Annotated in this window: 15 protein-coding genes; 11 read left to right on the top strand and 4 right to left on the bottom strand. The window is 40.3% G+C overall.

Features of this window, described 5'->3' with window-relative positions; translation table 11 throughout:
- Positions 1-173: 173 nt before the first annotated feature.
- The 4 genes from ACFQZJ_RS07200 to ACFQZJ_RS07185 all read right to left on the bottom strand — a co-directional run bounded on the left by ACFQZJ_RS07200 (position 174) and on the right by ACFQZJ_RS07185 (position 5,571).
- Positions 174-932, bottom strand: a complete 759-nt coding sequence (locus ACFQZJ_RS07200) for a succinate dehydrogenase/fumarate reductase iron-sulfur subunit (protein WP_379933428.1) — start codon at positions 930-932, stop codon at positions 174-176.
- Positions 933-951: 19 nt separating this feature from the next.
- Entirely contained in the window at positions 952-2,955 is a 2,004-nt protein-coding gene (locus tag ACFQZJ_RS07195; RefSeq protein ID WP_379933427.1) for a fumarate reductase/succinate dehydrogenase flavoprotein subunit, read from the bottom strand.
- Between the two features lie 12 nt (positions 2,956-2,967).
- Positions 2,968-4,602 carry a phosphoenolpyruvate carboxykinase (ATP) gene (gene pckA / locus ACFQZJ_RS07190; protein WP_379933425.1) on the bottom strand — a complete coding sequence of 545 codons (1,635 nt, stop codon included), beginning with the start codon at positions 4,600-4,602 and terminating at the stop codon, positions 2,968-2,970.
- A 174-nt stretch (positions 4,603-4,776) separates the two neighbouring features.
- On the bottom strand, positions 4,777-5,571 hold the full coding sequence (locus ACFQZJ_RS07185) for a universal stress protein (RefSeq protein ID WP_379933424.1): 795 nt from the start codon (positions 5,569-5,571) through the stop codon (positions 4,777-4,779).
- Between the two features lie 383 nt (positions 5,572-5,954).
- On the opposite strand from ACFQZJ_RS07185, the gene ACFQZJ_RS07180 reads away from it, so the two are divergent.
- The 11 genes from ACFQZJ_RS07180 (at position 5,955) to ACFQZJ_RS07130 (ending at position 18,486) form a co-directional block, all read left to right on the top strand.
- Positions 5,955-7,469 (top strand): sensor histidine kinase, encoded by a 1,515-nt coding sequence (locus ACFQZJ_RS07180; RefSeq protein ID WP_379933422.1) that lies wholly within the window; start codon positions 5,955-5,957, stop codon positions 7,467-7,469.
- A 4-nt stretch (positions 7,470-7,473) separates the two neighbouring features.
- Positions 7,474-8,526, top strand: a complete 1,053-nt coding sequence (locus ACFQZJ_RS07175) for a response regulator (protein WP_379933420.1) — start codon at positions 7,474-7,476, stop codon at positions 8,524-8,526.
- Positions 8,527-8,623: 97 nt separating this feature from the next.
- Entirely contained in the window at positions 8,624-9,460 is an 837-nt protein-coding gene (locus ACFQZJ_RS07170) for a universal stress protein (RefSeq protein ID WP_379933418.1), read from the top strand.
- A 245-nt stretch (positions 9,461-9,705) separates the two neighbouring features.
- Positions 9,706-10,557 (top strand): universal stress protein, encoded by an 852-nt coding sequence (locus ACFQZJ_RS07165; RefSeq protein ID WP_379933416.1) that lies wholly within the window; start codon positions 9,706-9,708, stop codon positions 10,555-10,557.
- A 102-nt stretch (positions 10,558-10,659) separates the two neighbouring features.
- A complete protein-coding gene (locus tag ACFQZJ_RS07160) occupies positions 10,660-11,508 on the top strand; it encodes a universal stress protein (protein ID WP_379933414.1) in 849 nt (282 codons plus the stop codon).
- Between the two features lie 14 nt (positions 11,509-11,522).
- Positions 11,523-12,365: a universal stress protein gene (locus ACFQZJ_RS07155; RefSeq protein ID WP_379933412.1), complete on the top strand. Its 843-nt coding sequence runs from the start codon at positions 11,523-11,525 to the stop codon at positions 12,363-12,365.
- A gap of 236 nt (positions 12,366-12,601) precedes the next feature.
- The gene (locus ACFQZJ_RS07150; protein WP_379933410.1) at positions 12,602-13,573 is read left to right on the top strand and encodes an ROK family protein; all 972 of its coding nucleotides are present in this window, start codon (positions 12,602-12,604) and stop codon (positions 13,571-13,573) included.
- A 59-nt stretch (positions 13,574-13,632) separates the two neighbouring features.
- On the top strand, positions 13,633-14,472 hold the full coding sequence (locus ACFQZJ_RS07145; RefSeq protein ID WP_379933408.1) for a universal stress protein: 840 nt from the start codon (positions 13,633-13,635) through the stop codon (positions 14,470-14,472).
- A 397-nt stretch (positions 14,473-14,869) separates the two neighbouring features.
- Positions 14,870-15,709, top strand: coding sequence for a universal stress protein (locus ACFQZJ_RS07140; protein ID WP_379933406.1), 840 nt, complete (start codon positions 14,870-14,872; stop codon positions 15,707-15,709).
- Positions 15,710-16,269: 560 nt separating this feature from the next.
- Entirely contained in the window at positions 16,270-17,112 is an 843-nt protein-coding gene (locus tag ACFQZJ_RS07135; RefSeq protein WP_379933404.1) for an ATP cone domain-containing protein, read from the top strand.
- Positions 17,113-17,115: 3 nt separating this feature from the next.
- Complete coding sequence (locus tag ACFQZJ_RS07130; protein WP_379933402.1) at positions 17,116-18,486, top strand: MBL fold metallo-hydrolase RNA specificity domain-containing protein; 1,371 nt, start codon at positions 17,116-17,118, stop codon at positions 18,484-18,486.
- Positions 18,487-18,547 lie beyond the last annotated feature (61 nt).

The following is an 18,547-nucleotide window of genomic DNA, read 5'->3' as shown; positions in this document are numbered from 1 at the left end:
TAAAACGAAGTACCGTTGCACTACATAAGTACTTTAACCCAGATTATGCGCTACAAATTCTATTACGGCTGCGAATCCCTGCAAAATCAATCGTTACACTGACTTCGCTCAATCACCTTAACGATGGCTATGCCTCAATCGCAAAAGTCTTGATTTTAATGGGCTTTGCACCCTCATGATGAAAGACTAATGCATAATCCGTGTTTAAGGTACTCGCTGTTCATACGGGCTATGTTCTTAAGTTTTATTTCTTTTGGACATTCTAACTCGCATGCGCCCGTATTGGTGCAGTTTCCAAAACCTTCCAAATCCATCTGTTTTACCATTCTCCTTACTCGGCCTTGAGCTTCTACCCTTCCTTGTGGCAAGAGGGAAAATTGGGATATCTTGGCAGCGGTGAACAGCATGGCCGATGCATTTTTACAGGCCGCCACACAGGCACCACAACCAATACAGGTAGCCGCATCGAATGCCGCTTCCGCAATCGACTTTTTGATAGGTATCGTATTGGCATCCTGGGTATTACCGGAAGTATTCACCGAGATAAAACCACCCGCCTGTTGAATACGATCAAAAGCGGAGCGATCTACGACCAAATCCTTAATAACCGGGAAAGCTTTGGCCCTGAACGGCTCTACATAAATGGTGTCGCCATCCTTAAATCTGCGAATATGTAATTGACAGGTTGCGATACCCCGATCCGGCCCATGCGGCTGTCCGTTTATAAAAAGGGAACACATACCGCAAATGCCTTCCCGACAATCATGATCAAAGGCAACGGGACTTTCCCCCTTTAGGATGAGCTTATAATTAAGGGTGTCCAGCATTTCCAAAAAGGAATCATCGGGATTTACATCTTCCAAAGTATATTGGACCAAGGCTCCTTTTTCTTCCGTATTTTTTTGACGCCATATTTTTAAGTTAAGCTTCATTCCAATTTCAGTTTTATCCCTATTTATAACTTCGTTGCTTGATTGCTATGTTTTCGTACACCAATTTTTCCTTGTGCAAGTTCCATTTGCCGGGCGCGCCCCCGTATACCCACGCTGCCACATGCGCAAAATTCTCATCATCGCGCATGGCTTCTCCATCCGCGGTACGGTGTTCTTCACGGTAATATGCGCCACAGGATTCTTCGCGGCTCAGCGCATCCTTTGCATACAGCTCGCCTAATTCCAAAAAATCGGCCAAACGTCCTGCTTTGGCCAGTTCTTCATTGAATTCGTTTGCCGTACCCGGTACAATAACGTTCTCCCAAAAATCATTTCGTAGCAGCGCAATTTTATCCATGGCAGTTTCCAGACCCTCCTTGTAGCGGTTAATACCACAATAGCGCCACATGATGGCACCCAACTTTTTATGGAAATAATCTACCGGGTGTTTGCCCTTATTATCAATTAATTTAAGGATACCCTTTTTTACTTGGGATTCGGCCTTCTCAAATTCAATGGATTCCGTGGACACTTTTCCGGCACCAATTTCGGCCGAAAGATAATCTGCGATCGTATAGGGAAGAATAAAATAACCATCTGCCAAGCCTTGCATTAATGCCGATGCCCCCAACCTATTGGCCCCATGGTCGGAAAAATTGGCCTCCCCTATAGCAAACAGTCCGGGAACGGTGGTCATCAGATTATAATCCACCCAAAGTCCGCCCATGGTATAATGCGTGGTGGGGTATATTTTCATAGGGGTTTCATACGGATTTTGATCTGTTATTTTTTGGTACATCTGAAACAGGTTACCGTATTTCCGTTTCATTATTTCCTTGCCCAAACCCTGTATGGTTGCCGCTTGGGGATGCTGCCATCCTCTAATGTGTGCCTGTTCCCTTCCAAACCGCTCAATGGCCGAGGTAAAATCCAAAAAGACGGCCTGCCCGGTTATGTTTACCCCATATCCTGCTTCACAACGTTCTTTTGCAGCACGCGAGGCTACATCCCTAGGTACGAGATTACCGAATGCAGGATACTGTCTTTCCAAATAGTAATCCCTATCCTCTTCTAAAAGATCTTCGGGTTTTTTACTTCCTTCCCTAATTTCTTTCGCATCTTCCAAACTTTTGGGTACCCAAATTCGACCATCGTTACGTAATGATTCTGACATTAGGGTAAGTTTGGATTGGTTGGGGCCTCCCACAGGAATTGCCGTAGGGTGTATTTGATTGAAACAGGGATTAGCCAAAAAAGCTCCTTTACGATGTGCCTTCCATGCTGCGGACGCATTACTGCCCATGGCATAAGTAGAGAGGTAAAAAAGATTTCCGTAACCTCCCGAGGCAATAATAACGGCATGGGCCGCATGGCGGTCTATTGCCCCGGTAACCAAATTTCTGGAAATAATACCTTGTGCCTTGCCGTTCACCAAAACAACATCCATCATTTCATGCCTATTGAACATTTGAATTTTACCGCGGGCAATTTGTCGATTCATGGCCGAATATACCCCTAACAGTAGCTGTTGCCCCGTTTGTCCCTTGGCATACAATGTACGTGAAACCTTAACGCCGCCAAAAGAACGATTGTCCAAAAGTCCGGCGTATTCCCTGGCAAAAGGAACACCTTGTGCAACACACTGATCTATAATATTGGAAGAAACCTCGGCCAAGCGATAAACGTTCGCCTCCCGCGACCGGTAATCCCCACCTTTGATCGTATCGTAAAACAAACGATAAACAGAATCCCCATCGCCTTGGTAATTTTTTGCGGCATTAATACCACCTTGCGCGGCAACCGAGTGTGCCCTGCGCGGCGAATCCTGGAAGCAGAACGCTTTTACGTTATACCCCAACTCTGCCAAAGTGGCCGCGGCCGATCCACCGGCAAGCCCGGTACCGACCACAATAACGTCCAATTTTCGCTTGTTGGCCGGACTTATCAAATTCAGACGGTTTTTATGGTCTCTCCACTTTTGGGGCAATGGTCCTTCCGGTATTTTAGCATCCAATCGGCTCATTCCACTTTTAGTTTACAGGTTATGGTCCATAATCTGATGCGCATCGATCAACGGACCACCGTGCATCATTTCTTCCGAAGCCTGATTAATGAATTTATCGAAATTAAGGTGAAACGAATGCGCCAATTGTATCGCCTTGCTCACATAGGCTCCCTTTTGCAGCCAAGTGTTCATCGGGTCCAACATTTCGGTAGGTACATTATGACAATACCTAGGCATGTGCAAGCCAAAAATAGGATGCTGCTCGTAATCCACTTTTTCCAACTCCCCTTCCAAGATATAAGAAATCATGGCACGGGTATATTTGAGCTTAATTCGAGAACCAACCCCGTACGGACCTCCACTCCACCCTGTATTGATGAGCCAAACATTAACGCCTGCCTCCGTCATTTTCTTACTTAACATCTCCGCATATACGGTTGGATGCAAGGGCATAAAAGGATCACCAAAACACGCGGAGAAGGAAGGTACCGGCTCGTTGATCCCGGCCTCGGTACCGGCAACCTTTGCCGTATAACCAGATATAAAATGGTACGCGGCCTGGCCAGGGGTTAGTTTGGATACCGGGGGCAGTACGCCGAAAGCATCACAAGTAAGAAAGAACACGTTCTTTGGATTTTTCGCAAAAGAGGGTAGGACAATATTGTCTATATGCTTTATAGGATAACTTACCCTCGTATTCTGTGTTATGGAACTATCGAAAAAATCCACTTCTTTGGTGCCTTCTTTAAAAACGATATTCTCCAAAAGTGCACCTGGCCGAATAGCGCGATAAATATCAGGTTCCTTTTCTTCGGTGAGATCAATGACCTTGGCATAGCAACCGCCCTCAAAGTTGAAGATGACGTTATCAGCGGTCCAACCATGTTCGTCGTCGCCGATCAATTTTCGTTCCGGATCGGCAGAAAGTGTCGTTTTTCCAGTGCCTGAAAGCCCAAAAAATATAGCTGTATCTCCATCTGCTCCCACATTGGCGGAACAGTGCATGGGCAGTACATTTTTTTCCACGGGAAGTATCAGGTTCAAGGCCGAAAAGATGCCTTTCTTCATTTCTCCGGTGTAGGCAGAACCGGCGACCAATGCCACCTTTCGTGTAAAATCGAGAATGGAAAAATTACCACTTCTTAACCCGAATTCTTCTGGGTTTTTAGCTTCGTAACCCGGGGCACATAAGACCAGCCACTCTTCTTCAAAATCCTCGATTTCATGATCTTCCAAGCCAATGAACATATTTTTGATAAAAAAATTGGACCAAGGATATTCGGTAATCGTACGTACGTTCATTCGATATTCCGGATACGCGCACACGTAAGCGTCTCGCACGTACACCTCTTTACCGGAAAGGTAGGTTGTAACCTCATCATAAAGTCTAGCAAAGTTATCGGGTTCCAGTGGCTTATTGATACGCCCCCACCAAATTTTGTCCGTTGTGTATTCGTCCTTTACCAAGAATCGGTCCTTTGGTGATCTTCCGGTAAATTTACCGGTGTTGACGCAAAGAGTACCGTTGTAGGTCTCGGTACCCATCCCCTTTTCTACTGTAATTTCTTGTAAGGTTTCTCCGTCCAAATTCCAAAGGGCGGTAACATTTTCTAATCCATACCTAGTTAGATTATTGTTTTTAGGTGTTTTCGATTCAATTTCCATACGATAAAAATTTAGCGTTGCTGTTATCAAAAAAAGGCGATAAAAACGGTATTAAATACCTGTCAAATTTACAAGTGGCAACTGGTAATATGGGGTAGACCAGATGTAGTAAAAACTGGATGCGTATACTTAAATCCACCACAATAGGCACAATGATCAAAAACCTGTTATAAATCAAATTCTCTTGTCAATTGCCAAAACAGGTATCTTGGAATGTAAGGTCAACTTTTGGGTGAGCTGACCTTCGGAGGGTTGCCCGTTTGAAATATGGTTTCTTGGAAGAATCGCAATCATATCAATATTCTTTTCCTTGGTATAGGTCAAGATTCCTTCCAAAATATCAGGGTTTTTGATAAAAATATGCTGGGCATAAAAATTTTCAAGATAGTACTGCAGGGCATTCTCGTTCTTTTCATCGATTTGGGAATAGCCGTAGGTTTCCGGTTTATTTTCTACGGTTATAACATGTACCTTGGCATTGAATTTGCGCGCTACGTTCAGCAGGGTATCCAGAACTTTGGTGTTCTCTATTTCCTCTTTGCCCAATACCAGGGCGATATTCTTTAACCTGAATTTCTCTAAATCATAAGGAACGACCAATACGGGACATGCTGCTTCTAAAACTACTTTTGCAGTATTGCTTAGTTCATCGTCCCAAACTCCCAAAGTACTGAAAGTACCCATTACGATCAGGTCTATTTCTTTAGTTTTTTGAATGCTTATAAGTGTCTCTGTCAATGGTCCACTTTTAGATACCCATTCTACAGGATGCTTAAGCAATGCCCGGTATTGCTCCTCAACGAACTTAAAATCTTCCCTTAGCTTTTCTAAATTTTGATCATCGGAGATATAAGCCAGAACAATTTGTAGGTTTTCGTCCTTGCCCACATAATCAACGGCATAATCCAGTGCACGTTTTGCGGCTCTAGAAAAGTTAAATGGAATTAATATTTTACGGATTTCCTTCATAACTGCTCATTAGTTTTATGGATACAGATGTAAAAGTAACCGCAAGGCGGCAAGTAAAAAATGACCGTCGTCATATCCAAATAAATACGTACCAACTTCATCTATATCAATAGGTATTACTATTGCGACCACCGTTCATCAATTACATAATACTTAAAGAACAAGGTTCGGTAGCCTAAGGCGCAAAGTAAGCGCACAAGCGTATTTAGGGTGCGATTACATTTTCGTTGATTTCAACAATCGCTATTACTTCTACAGGATAGTAGTCTAAATTTTACGTGTTTCCTTGACCAACAATGTGTCGTTTTGCGTAGTTCAGGAATTAGGATATACAAGCCTTGTTTAGATGGTAGAAATCATTATGAAAAGTTTATATTTGAGTTATGCGAGTATTTGAGAAAAACAGCAATATTTTCAATCTCCTTTCGGAAGGGGTTTCCGAAGGTATTATAGTGGTAAATACCTCGCAGACCATTGTAGCCTCCAATAGTGTTGCCGAGGGGATGTTCGGGTTTAAAAAACATGAACTTATCGGGGAATCCTTGGATATCCTCATCCCAAAAAAGCACCACAGTACCCACAGATCGCACGTAAAAGGATTTATACAAAAGAACAAAAAACGTCAAATAAAACACGACAGCCATCTTTTTGGTGTACGTAAAGACGGACAACAGTTTCCGGTAGAAATAGGTCTAAATCCTTTTCACATTTACGGTGCTACTTATGTAATGGCTTTGATCATAGATATTACGGAACGTAAACGTAAAGAAGGTGAACTTGGCCTTTGGACCCGTATTTTTGATGAATCGCTGAATGAAATGTATATTTTCGATGCAGAAACGTTCAAGTTTAAAAATGCAAATAAAGAAGCGCTGCGCAACATTGGTTATACGCTTAACGAGTTGCGAACTATGACGCCCGTAGCTATTAAACCGGAACTAAATAAGCTTGCATTCCGCAAATTAATACAACCCTTGGTAAAGGACGAAATGGGCAAGGTTGATTTTGAAACCACCCATAAGAGAAAAGATGGTTCTTCCTACCCGGTAGAAGTACATCTACAACTTTCCAAAATAGGAGAGCAGAAATCCTTTATAGCCATTATTTTAGATATTACAGAGCGAAAGAATTATACAGAAACACTAGAAAAAAAAGTAGAGGAGCGAACCTTACAACTCACGGAGGCACTGGCCGTAGAAAAGGAACTAAACGAACTTAAGACCCGTTTCCTATCCTTGGTTTCCCATGAGTTCAAAACACCCTTGAGCAGTATTTTGACCTCTATAACCTTGTTGGGAAAATACACCCGTACAGAGCAACAGGAAAAACGTGACAAGCATGTCGCCACGATTAAAAACAAAGTAAAATACCTAGACACGATCCTAACCGATTTTCTTTCCGTAGAGCGTCTAGAATCCGGCAAGGTTACGTATGCTATTGAAAGCTTTCCTTTAAGCAAGGTTATAAACGAAGTTGTTTACGACTCCAATATGTTGCTAAAAAACGGACAACGGATACAGTATCCGGATAACATAGACGAACTTATGATACAGTTCGACGAAAAGACCCTTGAATTAGTTTTGTCCAATTTGATCCATAATGCTATTAAGTACTCCTTGGAGGATTCTATCATCGATCTACAGGTAACCGTTGAAAAAGAACAGATAGTCCTAAAAATTATAGATGAAGGAATAGGAATACCCCAAGCCGACCAAAAACATATTTTTGATCGCTATTTTAGGGCTAAAAACGCACTTTTGACCCAAGGTACCGGCATAGGTTTGAATATTGCAAAGCAGCACCTAGAAAACTTAGGGGCCAGCCTTGACTTCTTAAGCGAGGAAAACAAAGGTTCTACCTTTTTTGTGCGTATTCCCATAGAACGTAATACCAACTAAAAAAATGAAAAGAATACTATTGATCGAGGATGATAATGCCTTACGGGAAAACACCGCAGAACTTTTGGAGCTTTCCGGTTATTCCGTGATAACCGCCCCCAATGGTAAAATAGGTATAACGGCCGCCAAAGAGCATCTGCCCGATATTATCATCTGTGACATCATGATGCCGGTAATCGACGGGTATGGTGTTCTAGAAAACTTATCGGCAGATGAAAAAACCAAACAGATTCCCTTTATCTTCTTTTCCGCTAAAACGGAGCACAAAGAAATCCGAAAAGGCATGGACCTAGGGGCAGACGATTACCTAACCAAACCTTTTAACGAGGAAGACCTTATCAGCGCCATAGAGAGCAGGTTGGCCAGAGCGGCACTTCTTAGTGGAATTATTGGCGAGGAACCAAAAGCTACCGAGGTTTCAGATGATGAAATGCGTACCTTACATGAGCTAAAGAATTTTTTTGACGACAACGGGGAGGTAACAGATTTTAATGAAGGTGAAATTATTTATGAAGAGGGTTCCCGCTCCAATAAAATCTATCTGATCCTAAGAGGGCTTGTCAAAGGCCATAGTATGGATACGGACGGTAAAGAGCTGATAACAGAGCTGTACCGGGCAGATGATTTCTTAGGCTTTACCTCCTTTCTGAACAACACGCCCTATCTAGAAACAGCAACTGCTATGGAATCCGTTAAACTAGCAGGGATTTCCAAAAAAAACCTAAAGGATATCTTAGAAAAAAACAACAATGTTTCTTTAGAACTTATGGAGCTTTTAACAAAGAACATTACCCTTATCAAAGGACAATTATTGCAGATGGCCTATAGCTCCGTACGCAAGAAAACGGCACAAACACTCTTGCAGTTTGCCCAGATCATGAATACCGAAACCGAGGAACCCATAAAAATATCGCGCAGCGATTTGGCAAGTGTTGCCGGTATTGCACCAGAAAGCCTTATCCGTACGCTTTCCATTTTTAAAAAAGAAGGGCTTATAGACATCGAGGGTCGTACTATTAGAATAAAGGAACTAAAAGCGCTGCAGTATGTAAATTAAAGAGGTTCGGACGACTTAAATTACAAAGGCATCTACCTGATAAATATCATATTGTTCGATCGTACATAAAGCTATTTTTGTCTATCAAGCCACGTACATGAAGGATGTATTAATACCCACAGATTTTTCAGCTAACTCCTGGAATGCCTTAAAATACGCCATTAGGTTATTTGAGCACGAGGTCTGTAATTTTTATATTCTCCATATTGGCGACTTAAGGGAATCGGTCATTAACAGCAATTCGTTTACATTCCCTACCGAAAAAATTGGCCCCTCTATAAAAGAAAAACTGAAGCTACTGTTCAAAAAAATAGACGCCTTACAAACTACCGAAAAACATCATTTTATTGCCCTTCAAGAATATGGGAACTTCATTGATGTGATGCGCAAAACAATAGAAGTTAAAAAAGTAGACCTTATTGTAATGGGTACCACGGGTGCCTCTGGTATTAAAGCGACCGTGGTAGGGAGCAATACGGGCGATGTCATAACAAAAGTACTCTGCAATGTATTGGTTATACCAGAAAATGCAGCTGCCAAAATACCCGAGCGAATTGCCTTTCCAACAGATTACAACCTATTTTACACCTACCCTATCCTAGAAGCACTTACCGAAATACTTCGGATTTCAAAAGCCAAATTACATGTATTGAACGTGTCCAAAAGCCAATCCCCGCTTACAGTGCCCCAAGAGGTAAACAAGGCGTACTTGCAGGATTATCTAGGAGAAACATTCCCTAAAACCCATAGTTTTCATAGCATATCCAATAAAAACATAAGTGCTGCAATTCTAGATTTCGCTGCCAACAAACAAATAGAAATGTTAACGATGGTAGCTAAAAACTTGAACTTTTTTCAAAAACTTTTGTTCGATACCTCCATTGAAAAGTTGAGCTTTCACACTACGGTGCCGCTATTGGTACTACATGAATAATACCAATTTAACTTCTAGATGTCGCATAAAATCAGTTTCTTTTTTCCTCATTTGTCGTCATAAAATAGAACCATAGCTAATGCTATGCTTAGATTTCATTCCTAAACTGAGAAAAAAATAATTCAAATTTTCAATACGACATTCAAAACTTAAATTGGTAGAAGTATTATTTTCCTAACTGACCAAAATCATATTTTTTAGTCCGTAACGCCCTTATTTTTATAGTAATATAAAATATGAGACCGATGAAAAAAATCTTGATCCCTACCGATTTTTCCCAGAACTCAAAAAACGCGATTCGATATTCACTGGACATGTTCAAGGAAACTTCCTGCCATTTTTTTCTACTTTATGTAAACATAGAAGGTTCGGACCTTACCGAAAAGCCTATCTATAATTTTGGTACAAACATAATTGTTGAAAAAGAACCTAAGGCCGTTAGTCAAAAAGTACAGGACCTAGAAAAATTTGTAGTATCGATTTCGTCTAAAAAAAAGCATCATCAATTTACGACCATACGTGAGAACGGTTTCTTTTTAAAAACCATTCGCGAACATATCAAGGAAAAGGAAATAGACCTGATCGTTATGGGTACCCGTGGTGCATCTGAACTCAAGGAATTCTTTATGGGAACAAGGTCCGGCGATGTTATTGCCAAGGTGGAATGCGACGTATTGGTGATTCCGGACAAAGTGGGGTTCAAAGGCCTAGGTCAAGTAATATTCCCAGTTGATTTTGAAATTAACTATAGCGATGACACCTTAAAAAGAATGGTAAACCTAATAAGTTCTGAACGGGCACATATTCATTTGCTCTATGTAACGAAGTCGCAAATTCCAATTTTCGAGGAAGTAACGGTACGGCAAAAACAACTGCAGCAACAACTATCGAAAATAGTACACAATCCAATAAGTTTTCAAAGGATAATCTCAAAAAATGTAGCGAAAGGAATAACGGATTTTGCAAAAAACCTAAGTGCAGATCTTATTGTTATGATCTCAAAAGAATATGGTCTTTTGCAACGATTATTTAAGGATACCACGGTAGAGGAACTAAGTTTTGACACTAAAATCCCTCTTTTGTCCCTTAAAAATTAACCAAGGCCAAAAGCTCTGCCGTAACATTTTCTCCTAATGACATATATCATAGTTAATTTGTTGTAATCGAAATATTTTTGGAAGTATTAAAACAGAAAGACGATGAGAACTATATTGATTCCTACCGATTTTTCCAGGAACGCCCTGCATGCAATTACCTATGCAATACAACTCTACAAAAACGAACCGGCACATTTCTATTTATTACATGCCTATGCAGACGAGGTGTACGGTCCTTTTAAGAACAAGGGTGACCAATCTGTAGCAAAACGGCAAAAAGCGATCCAATTAAACACGGATGAATCCCTCCAAAACATCGTAACCGAACTTAGCAAAAAACAACATAATCCCAAGCATATTTTTGAAGGTATATCCGTTTTCGAGTCTTTGGTAGATGCGGTCAACAATTTTGCCAACCAAATAAATGTTGATTTGGTGATTATGGGTACCCAAGGCCAAACGGCAAACAAAAAAATAACGTTTGGAAGTCATACCGTACAGGTATTCAAATATGTACAATGTCCCGTTTTGGCAATTCCCGAAAATTTTGAATATCAACAACCAAAAAAAATAGTATTTCCTACAGATTACATGCTACCCTATAAACCTAGGGAGCTAAAACTTCTTAACACGTTAGCAGCCCAGTATAAGTCGGAGGTTCATTGCCTTTATATCTCAGATTTTAAGGAGCTAAGCCATAGACAAACAGACAATAAACGCTTCTTGCAGGAATCCCTGCCCGATGCCTATTTATTTTTTGAGCTTACCCCTGTAAAGAATAAAGGTGAGGCCATAATGGAATATATTACGGAAAATGATATGGATTTATTGGTCATGATCAATTCTCGGCACTCCTTTTTAGAAGATATGTTATACCGCTCAACAGTAGATCAAATTGGGTTGCACCCAAAGATTCCCTTTTTGGTTATGCAGAACCTTCCCAGATACTAGTTAACTATTTAAATATGAAAAAAATACTCTTACCCACAGATTTCTCGGACAACGCCTGGAACGCCATATTCACGGCACTAAAACTCTACGCCGAGGTAACATGTACGTTTTACCTACTACATGCTTATGAACCGCAAGCCTTGAACATGTTGGGCAGAAAAGGGCAGCAACGGTTGGGAATTATTTACGATTCCTTGTCGGAATATTCAAAACAGGAGTTGGATAAGATACTGCTATACCTGAACAAAAATCACGCTAATCCCCAACATAGTTTTGAAATCATATCCAAATCGGAGACCCTAGAAGAAGCTATCTCCGAAGTAATTCTCAAAAAGGATATTGACTTAATATGTATGGGAACCAAAGGAGCTACCGGAGCCAAACAAGTGTTCATGGGTAGTAATACCGTTAAGGTGTTAAAGAAAATTAGCACCTGTGCCGTTCTTGCAGTACCGGACGAATACAATTTTCAATCCTTGAAAGCAGTGGCTTTTCCTACGGATTTTTCAAAAAAATACGAAAAGCACCAACTGGCTCTTATGACAGAACTTGCATCGCTTTGGAAAACAAAAATACAAGTAGTACATGTAGCCGTAGAATTTGAGCTTAACGATCGGCAGCTCATAAACAAAGAGCTGTTAAAAAAGCGCTTAGCTCATTTGAACGTTATGTTTAATAATATCGAATTTGAAACAGATGTGGAACATACCCTCGCTAAATTCATGGACAACACCCAAATAGAAATGATGGCACTTATAAAATACCAGCATAGTTTTTGGGAAAAAATTATAGGCGAGCCGGTGGTAAAGAAAATGACCTACCATACCAAGGTTCCCCTTTTGGTACTTCCGGAATAAAAGAGATTGAATAAACTCCGTAAACCCACTACTTTGCGGCAATGGAAAAAAAGTACATAAGGTAGCATTTAGCCATCTTTTAAATGGCTATAAATAAATGCTTCAAAAAAATATAGACCCTCTGTGAAAGCATTAGCGATATGCGTTCTAGACTAAGCTTATATGTTAAGACAAGCCTCCTTTAGAACCCGATAGTGGTATTTAAAATTTTATTCTTTTATCAAAATAAACACCCAATGGCAGAAACAGTAGTACTAGGAATTGATATTGGCGGTAGTCTCACCAAAATTGGCCTAGTAACAAAAGAAGGAAGTATTTTGGATAAAACCGTTTTTAAAACCGAGTCACAAAAACCTTTTCCATTTTTTTTTGAGAAACTAAAATCCGAGGTAGAAAAGCTCATTTCCAACCTACCTCCCAATGTTCAAGTGCTTTCCATAGGGGTGGGCGCACCCAATGCCAATCCTTACACAGGAATGGTGGAGAATCCTCCGAACCTGAAATGGGGCGAGAGGACGCCTGTTGCTACGGTCATCGAAAAAGCCTTTAAACTTCCCGTTTCCTTAGCTAATGATGCAAACGCCGCAGCGCTGGGAGAGATGCTTTTTGGCGCTGCCAAAGGGATGAAAAATTTTGTCACCTTAACCCTGGGTACCGGTCTGGGAAGTGGAATCGTTGTACATGGAAAATTAGTGATAGGCGAACATGGTGCCGCTGGTGAACTTGGACACGTAAATGTAAATCCCAATGGGCGTAGCTGCAATTGCGGTTTGCAAGGCTGTTTAGAAACATACGCGTCGGTTACGGGAATAAGAAGAACTGTTTTTGAATTGCTGGCCAATATGAGGGAAGATTCTATCCTGCGCAGCTTTAGTTTTGAGGAGTTGTCCGGAACGGCGATTTCAGCCGCTGCCTTAGAAGGAGACCCCATCGCCTTAAAAGCTTTTGAAGAAACAGGTATTATCCTAGGTAGTAAAATGGCCGATACCGTTGCCCACGTAGATCCAGAGGCATTTATTCTTTCCGGTGGATTGAGCAAAGCGGGCGATATACTTTTGAACCCCATAAAAACTAGTATGGAGCGCAAGCTCTTCAAAGCCTATAAAGGCAAAGTAGCCGTGGTGTTGGCTACCGCTACAGGTGCTGATGCCATTTTAGGGCCTGCGGCTCTAGCGTGGTTAGAAGCAGAAAATATAGGGTTAACATGACCATTGTCATTTGTAATCTATGCTACCCTATTTATTTTTAGGTATTAATCATGTAAAAGATGAAGCATATACTGATACCCACAGATTTTTCCGATAATGCGTGGAATGCCATTACTTACGGTATGGCTTGGTTCAAAAAAACAAAATGTACTTTTTATATTGTTCATGTACATCCAACCACAACATATTCGGGTGGAGAAGCAACGGTGTTCGTAGCACCGAAAATACTAGAGGAACAGATTTTAAGCGAAAGCAGGGAAAAAATAGCAGGTGTACTAAAAACAATTGAACGTTTGCCCGTTAACACCAAACATATCTTTAAAACCGAAGTTTTGTACGGATTTTTCACAGACCATCTGAAACAGGTGGTCAAAGACAAGAATATTGACCTGATCATTATGGGTACAAAAGGCGCATCCGGTTTAAAGGCCGTTTCCATGGGGAGCAATACAGGGAACGTAATTACAAAAGTACCTTGCGCGGTTTTAGCAGTTCCGGAGGATGCCACATATCGTAGGCCAAAGGAAGTTGGCTTTCCTACAGACTTTCAATTGGGCTATGATACCAAAGTATTGGAAAATATAAAAGAACTGGTACTCATACATAACTCCGCACTGAGGTTTTTATATCTCTCCAATAAAGAAAATACCCTTAGTGCACTTCAAACAAAAAATCGGGAATTTTTAAAGGATTATTTCTCCAATACCGAATGCTCTTTTCATACCCTAACCGGAAAAAAACTAGACGAAGCAGTTCAACATTTTGTTCAAAGTAGAGATTTGGATATGATCGTAATGGTTGCCAAAAACCTTAATTTTCTGGAACGTATTCTGTTTAGGCCCACAGTTGAAAAAATAAGCTATCATACCAAAGTACCGTTTTTAGTACTGCATGAATAGATTGTGCGCCGTTAACTGAACAAGAAAGCATTTTGTTAGATTTATTATCCTAATTCAATGAGGCTTTTTTTAACCTTTAACCCAGATTATGCATTAGTCTTTCGTTATAAGGGTGCAAAGCCCAATAGAATCTAGTGAGGCTTTCGGTGCAAAGTCCATAATACGCTGTTCATGAACAAGCACTAAAACGGGTCATTGCGGGAACCTGCCCGAACGTGCCGTTAGGTAAAGGCGGAAAACGCTGTAATGGAATGGTCTAGAATACGCTAGTATCTAACAGGAACACCGATACCAAAAAATTCCCTTCCAATGACCTCCCTCTTACGACTGACAATTGTCATAGGCAAACAACTAAAAGTAAAATATATTTATAGGACAAATAGGAATAAAATACATCATGGACAAAAGAATACTAATCCCTACCGATTTTTCAAAAAATGCCCTTAAAGCAGTACGCTACGCTCTAGATCTATATAGAAAATTAAACTGTGAGTTTTATTTTTTGAACGTATTTAGGGTAGAGAACTATAGCACAACTACATTAACAATTCCGGAACCAGGTAGTGCGGAGTACGAAAATGCAAAACTCAAATCCGAAGAAGAATTTGCTAAATTACTGGAAATGGTGGCGCTTCATCATGATAACCCTAAGCACACTTACCACACAATTTCAACATTCAATTATTTATCGGAGGCCTTGAAACAAACCATAGCCGAAAAAGATATTGACCTAGTTGTTATGGGTACGCGTGGCGCAACCGCCAATCGTGAAATTATATTCGGGGGAAACACCGTTAATGCGATGGAGAAAATAAGGGATTGTCCTGTACTTGCCATCCCGCCGGACATTAGTTTTAAACCGCCAGCAGAAATTGTTTTTCCAACGGACTATAAAACTCCGTTCAAACGTAAGGAGTTAAAATACCTTATTGAAATTGCGCTAATGCACGGATCTGCAATTAGGGTGCTATACGTTAGCAAAAAGGCAAATCTATCCCAGTTACAACAAAACAATAAAAATTTATTGGGTGAAATACTGATGAACGTAACCCATAGTTTTCATAGCTTATCGGAAAAGGATGTATCGGATGGAATTACTTTGTTCGTAGCAAGTAGGGATAGTGATATGATCGCATTTATCAACCATAAACACTTTTTCTTTGGCAGTGTCTTCTCCAGACCTTTGGTAAAGGAACTTGGCTATGATGCCACAGTACCCATTTTGGCTTTACATTAAGGGTAAAGTAAACGACCAAGGGGCATTTCATTTACAAGAAAATATCCAAAAAAACGAGGCAAGCCTTATTTGCCAAGTTTAAAGACAGAAGTTTAAATTGTATATGTTGGCCTTTAATGCCGGAGCAATACAAATACATTGCAAAAAAAGCATAGTAGTTAAAGTACATTTACACATTTAAAAATAGCCAAGATCAATTAGGACTTAGACCCTATAGAACCAAAACCTTAAATTAGAATGCAATAGATATATACATTGATTGCGTACTAAGGCACACCCGTATTGTCCGTATTGGGATACTTAAATAATCTCAGTACATGACAAAAAAGTCGGTCTGAGCGGAGTCATAAAACCTTAAAAACCAAAGTTTTATTCATTCTTCCCCCTAACCGCCGGGGGCTCTTAATATGACATTTCGCTCTAAATTAATTTTTGTCATGTATTAAATTAAAACATATAAAGAATCGTCAATTATAACTCGGCAATAAGGGCTCTTGGAAGCATTTTAAGAATGCGATTACTCAACATACCAGAAACGGACATTCATCTAAAAAAGTAACATGAACCAAGACATTGAAATTATAAAATCATCAGGGGAAAAAGCCAAATTCTCTTTGGACAAACTACGAAATTCTTTAAAGCATAGTGGGGCGAGCCATAATTTGGTAGAAGAAATTGTTGCTCGCGTCCGAGACGAGCTCTACCAAGGTATCAGTACCCGTGAAATTTACAATAGAGCCTACGCATTGCTTAAAAAAGAGAAAAATTCGGTATTTGCATCCAAATACAAATTAAAAAAAGCAATTTATGAACTGGGACCAACCGGGTTTCCCTTTGAACGTTTTGTGAGCGCCCTCTTGGAATATTCCGGGTTCTCTACCAAAGTAGGAGTTGTCATGGATGGTATTTGTGTAACACACGAAATAGATGTTGTAGCTGAAAAAAAGGGTCGAACCACAATTATCGAGTGTAAATTCCATGGTGAAGAAGGCCGTAACTGTAATGTTAAGGTACCGCTCTACATAAATTCCAGATATACTGATGTTAAGACCCATTGGGACACTAAAAAACATGAGACAAATAGCTTAGAATTAGGTTGGGTCGTAACAAATACAAGGTTTACCAAAGATGCGATCCGTTATGGGAAATGTGTTGGTTTATATCTGTTGAGTTGGGACTATCCTAAGAACAATGGACTAAAAGACCGTATTGATAGATTAGGACTTTATCCCATAACCGTATCTACCCTATTGAGCAACCGCGAAAAAAACTTTTTGTTGAGTAGGGATGTCGTCCTGTGCAGGCAACTTTTAAAGGACAAGTTCTATCTAGATCACCTTGGCGTATCAACCTTAAGGAAAGCAAAAATCCTTGATGAAATCAAACAACTATGTAATCAATAAACTATGAAGACTGTAAAAGTTCATTTTTTAGGTGCTGCGAGCACGGTAACCGGTTCTAAGTTTTATCTGGAAACACCTGAACTAAACCTTATGATAGACTGTGGGATGTTTCAAGGATTGAAAGAACTTCGATTATTGAATTGGGAACCTTTACCAATCGATACTTCGAAAATCGATTTTGTATTGTTAACACATGGCCATTTAGATCACACGGGGTATCTCCCTAGACTTGCGAAAGGAGGCTTTAAAGGAAGCATAATAGGAACGGCGCCAACTCTTGCCATTTCAGAAATTATTCTTTTGGACAGTGCTAAGATTCATGAAGAGGAAGCCGAACGAGCTACTAAAGAAAAGTATGGCAAACACGATCCGGCCTTGCCTTTCTATACTGTAAAAGAAGCAGAAAAGGCCATAGATCTATTTCGTTTCGAGAAAAAAGAAGTGTGGATTCAATTGTCGGAAAACATACGTTTCAAATTCAGGTTCAATGGCCATATTATAGGGGCAACTTTTATCGAACTTGAAATTTTTGGGAAAGTTTTTGTTTTTTCGGGTGATATAGGAAGAACCAAAGATGTGTTGTTAGCCCCACCAAAACGACCAAAATGGGCAGATTATCTGTTTATGGAAAGTACCTACGGCAACAAATTACACCCAAAGGAAGATATGGAAGAAATTCTTACGACCCTGATCCATAAAACAATAAATGAAAGAGGAAACCTTATAATTCCTTCTTTCGCGGTAGAACGGTTACAATCGCTTATGTACCGGTTATGGAAACTCTACAAACAGAATAAGATTCCTAATATTCCGATCTTCATCGATAGCCCAATGGGCACTAATGTACTTTCTGTTTTTGAGCAGTTTCCAGACTGGCACAAGCTTTCCGGAAAAGAATATTATGCTATGCGCAATCATTTCAAGATCATAAGTTCCTATGCCGATACCTGGAAAACTATTGACGACCCCAGGCCAAAAATTGTAATTGCAGGAAGTGGTATGGTTACTGGAGGAAGGGTATTAACGTATTTAAAACAGCTCATCGATATCCCCACCACTACAGTTTTAATGGTAGGTTACCAAGCCGAAGGAACTCGGGGAAGACAACTTTTAGAAGGCGCACACGAGCTTAAACTCTTTGGCAAGTACTATCCTGTAAAGGCAAAGATCAGGCATGTAGAGAGTCTATCCGCTCACGCCGATCAACAAGAATTATTACTTTGGACAAAAGACATCGAAAATATTCCCGAAGAGGTATTTCTTATCCATGGCGAACCGTTGGCATTGGACACTTTTAGGGTTAAACTCAGAGATGTCCATGGTTGGCAGGTCACTATTCCAAAATTGAATAATGTACGCGAATTTGTGATATGATGCTTATGTTGCTGAACCCCCATGTAAGCAAAAAATGGGGCCACCTTTTAATTTCAAAGTA

The organism is Maribacter chungangensis (assembly GCF_042676845.1).
GTDB classification, from domain to species: Bacteria; Bacteroidota; Bacteroidia; order Flavobacteriales; family Flavobacteriaceae; genus Maribacter; species Maribacter chungangensis.
The sequence above is the reverse complement of the archived record's forward strand: the minus strand, read 5'-3'. Positions and strand labels throughout refer to the sequence as shown.